Origin of the sequence: Tannerella forsythia (genome assembly GCF_003860135.1) — a bacterium.
In the GTDB taxonomy this organism is placed as follows: domain Bacteria; phylum Bacteroidota; class Bacteroidia; order Bacteroidales; family Tannerellaceae; genus Tannerella; species Tannerella forsythia_A.
Genome location: NZ_RQYN01000096.1, coordinates 1 through 4,216, shown reverse-complemented (window position 1 = coordinate 4,216; position 4,216 = coordinate 1). Strand labels below are relative to the sequence as shown.

2 protein-coding genes are annotated in these 4,216 nt (G+C 51.1%); both read left to right on the top strand.

Annotated elements, in window-relative coordinates:
• The first annotated feature begins 160 nt into the window (after positions 1–160).
• Entirely contained in the window at positions 161–1,651 is a 1,491-nt protein-coding gene (locus EII41_RS13305) for an Ig-like domain-containing protein (protein WP_124790974.1), read from the top strand.
• 223 nt (positions 1,652–1,874) lie between these two features.
• On the top strand, positions 1,875–4,216 hold a 2,342-nt coding region (locus EII41_RS13300; protein WP_124790973.1), incomplete at its 3' end, for a BACON domain-containing protein.

Here is a 4,216-nt window from a genome sequence, read left to right as displayed (position 1 = left end):
AAAGGAAAACTTGTGTTCCTTGTCATAAACTTGTGCAACTTGTGGTATCTGAATACTGAAAAGTAGCAAAGTAGTTAAAGGTAGTCAAGTAGTAAAGAATAACAATTGACAATTAATTAACGCTAAACACTAAAATACGAACATTTAATCTATAAACAAAATGAAACGAATAAAACAATTACCGATTTGGATCATCGCCCTATGGATGACGATGACAGTAACAAACCTTGCATGGGCTGCCGACACCCAAAAGCCTACGCCGAAAGGATACTTAAGAGTAAAAAAACCCCGACAATTCATACACTATCCGGTGTCCTTCACCCCCACTGAAATTTCCGTCAAGTGGAATCCTGCCACCGACGACGTAACGCCCCAGAATAAGCTCAGGTATCGGGTGTTATGGAAACGCTCGCCCGATGGTGCCTGGAAATCCAGCCATTCGGGAAAAAATTATCTCGTCAATACCACCTCCTATACCATTAAAGGTCTCGAACCGAATACCGAGTATATCGTGAGAGTGGGCGTACTGGATGAGGCCGATAACGGAGCATGGTACGACGAAAAGACGGTCAAAACCAAGCAGGTCGCCGATACCCAAGCCCCCCAGCCGGGATGTAGCGGAAAAGTAACCATCGGTACGGTTACGTCGAATTCCGCTACGGTTTCGTGGTGCGCGGCTACCGACGACGTAACGCCTTCCAACCAATTGGAGTATTTTGCCTCGTTATTAGTTAACAAAGTGTTTGTTACGGGAGGAGTTCCGCGTTCGAAGAATATTACGTCGTATACACTGACCGGTCTGTCGCCCAATACGGAATATGAAATGCGTCTGTTCGTCTACGATCAGGTTGATAACAATGTCGGTTATGAATTCGTGAAGTTTACCACCAAGCCGGCCGGCATCGCCGTCACGGGCGTTACGTTGAGTCCCGCGTCATTGACGCTGATCCAAGGTAAAACAGGCCAGTTGAAAGCTACCGTCGCTCCGGCCACCGCCACCGATCAAACCGTTACGTGGAGCAGCAATAATACGGCTGTGGCTACCGTCAACACCCACGGTACGGTCAAAGCCGTCGCCCCCGGCACCGCGGTCATCACCGTGAAAACGAACGACGGCAACAAGACCGCCACGGCTACCGTAACAGTCGAGGAGATCCTGATCGGGAAAATAATTATCAAAGTATCCTCCGTTACCCTGAACCGAAACTCGGTGACGATCAACGGCGATTACGAAGAAGTTCAGCTCACGGCCACCGTTGCCCCGTCCGATGCCACGGACAAGTCGCTGACGTGGACGAGCGACGATCCGCAGATCGCCTCGGTCGATGGCAAAGGATTAGTCAAGATTCACCGCAGAGGCAAAGCGCGGATCACCGCTACCTCGAACGACGGCAGCCTTCGCTACGATGTGTGTGACTTCGACGTGATCAGCACCGTCGGCAATCAAACGGTCGACGGGCTGCGCGTCTACGCCGCCGACGGCGCTCTATACCTCACCCTGCCCCAAGCCGAAACGGTACATATATATAATGTAGAGGGTTCCCTCGTGAAGACGCTTACGCTCTCCGCCGGCGACCATGTTCAGCCGTTGCCGTCGGGCGTGTATTTGGTACGCGTAGGCGATCGGGTAACGAAAATCGTGGTAAAGTGAAAAGTGAATAGTGAATAGTGTAAAGTGAAAAGTGAATAGTGAATAGTGTAAAGTGAATAGTGAAAAGTGAATAGTGTAAAGTGTAAAGTGTAAAGTGTAAAGTGTAAAGTGAATAGTGAATAGTGAAAAGTGTAAAGTGAAAAGTGAAAAGTGAAAAATGGAACAAAGTAGTCAAAAGTAGTCAGAGTAGTAAAAAATAACCATTAACAATTAATTAAAGACAATGAAACGAATGAAAATTTTTACTTTAATCATCGGGCTATTGACAGCCCTTGGCGCTGCGGCGCAAAACAGCGGCAACGCCGGCCCGCTTACGTGGAACTATAATGCCGGCACCAAAACCCTTTCCATCACCGGAACGGGCGCCATGCCGGACTATGCCTCTATGGCAAATCAGCCGTGGGATGCTTTCGGAGAAGAGATCGAAACGGTCACCATCGGGAATGGCGTGACATCCGTAGGAAAGAGTGCCTTTCAAGGTTGCGCAAAGTTGCAAAATGCAACAATCGGAAACAGTGTGCAGACAATTGGAGGCTTTGCCTTTATGGGCTGCAAAAAGCTACGAGCCATTACGCTGCCGGACGCTCTGACCACAATCAAAAACAATGCATTTTATGAATGCAAGGCATTACAAAGCATTACCATCCCGGCTAATGTCAACACAATCGGAAGTAATGTCTTTAGCCATTGTACGGACTTAACCGCATTTAACGTGGCTGCCGGCAATCCGCATTTCGACTCCGATGGTGGCGTGCTTTATAACGAGGGGAAAACGGAACTGATCCAATATCCCTCCGGAAAACCGGACGTGGCCTTTACCGTGCCCGGCACCGTCAACACAATGGGAGAAGATGCTTTTAACTTTTGTGTGGCACTGAAAAGTATCACGATCCCGGCCGGAGTCAGTACAATCAGCCACAGAACTTTTTTTTATTGCCACAGTTTAACCGACATTAACGTGGTTGCCGGCAATCCGCATTTCGATTCGGAAGACGGCGTACTTTATAACGAAGGGAGAACAAAATTGATCTACTATCCTTTGGCCAAAACAGGCACGGATTTTACGATCCCCGGCACTGTTACGACCATCGGACGTTTGGCCTTTTTTCGTTGCTCGGAATTGCGAAACATTTCCATACCCAACAGTGTTAACACAATGGAAGGGCAAGCCTTCACTGGAGAATCATTGCAGGAGATAACCGTAGCGTGGGATACGCCGCTTTCCATCGGCCCAGATGTCTTTAGTTACGTTACCCTCTCGAACGTTACGCTGAAAGTACCGGCCGGCAAGGTGGCAGCTTATGAGGCCGCGGACGTATGGAAAAACATCGGAACCATAACAGATGGCACGACGACAATCGGGCTCTCGGCCACCCCGACAAAACTTGACTTTACGGCCGCAGAAGAAAGCAAATCGATTTCCGTCTCTTCGGACCGGGCATGGACAGTCTCATCCAATCAGGGATGGCTTACACTCTCCCCCTCTTCGGGCACAGGCAACGGTACCCTTACGGTTACCGCTAAAGAAAACCCTGGAGCTCCCCGCATCGCCACAATCACTTTTACCGCCGGTGCACGGAAGCAGACCGTGAGCGTAGAACAGGAAGAAATGAGTCTCGAAATCAACCCTCCGGCGCTTAACTTTACAGCTGCCGATGACACGAAGTCCATCACTGTTACCTCGAACGGGACATGGCAAGTCGAATCGGACCAGACATGGCTCACTCTCTCGGTAGACAACGGTACCGGGAATAGCTCCGTCAATGCCACAGCCACAGCCAATCCGGGCAGTACAACCCGAACGGCCAAAGTGATCTTTACCTCCGTCGCAGGGATAAGGGAAGTAGACGTTACGCAGGAAGGAGCATCCCTCTCCGTAACGCCCGTATCGCTTGACTTTACGGCCGACGGCGAAGGGAAGACGATCACCGTCACCGCAAATGTACCGTGGACGGTAACCTCGTCCGAACCGTCGTGGCTCACGCTCAGCGACGACTCTGGCACGGGCAACACTACCCTGACCGTCACCGCCGCCGTGAATCCGGCTATTACCAACCGTACCGCTACCGTGACGTTTACCCAAAACGGGGGTACCCTGATGCAGACCGTCAACGTCACGCAGCAGGCCGCACCTCCCATGCTTTCGGTAACACCCGACGAACTCGTCTTTACAGCTGTTAAGGGAAAGAAGAAACTCACCGTCACCTCAAACGTACAATGGACGGTAACTTCGTCCGAACCATGGCTAACCCTCTCCGCAGCCTCGGGTACGGGCGACAGTACTTTTACCGTCACCGCCGCCATGAATCCGGCTATTACCAACCGTACCGCTACCGTGACGTTCAAGCAAAACGGAGGAACACTTACGAAGACGGTCACAGTCACACAGGCCGCGGCATCACTTGAGGTCGTACCCTCAACGCTTAGTTTTACGGCCGCCGGCGAAAACAAGGCGCTTCTTGTAAAAGCTACTCAATCATGGACAGCCGAATGCGACGCGCCGTGGATCACCCTCTCGGCCGCTTCCGGTACAGGCGACGGCACGATCACCGTCACCGCCCCGGC

Bases quoted from the DNA above. Each gene is read 5' to 3' on its own strand.
- EII41_RS13305 (WP_124790974.1), top strand. From the start codon at position 161: ATGAAACGAATAAAACAATTACCGATTTGGATCATCGCCCTATGGATG.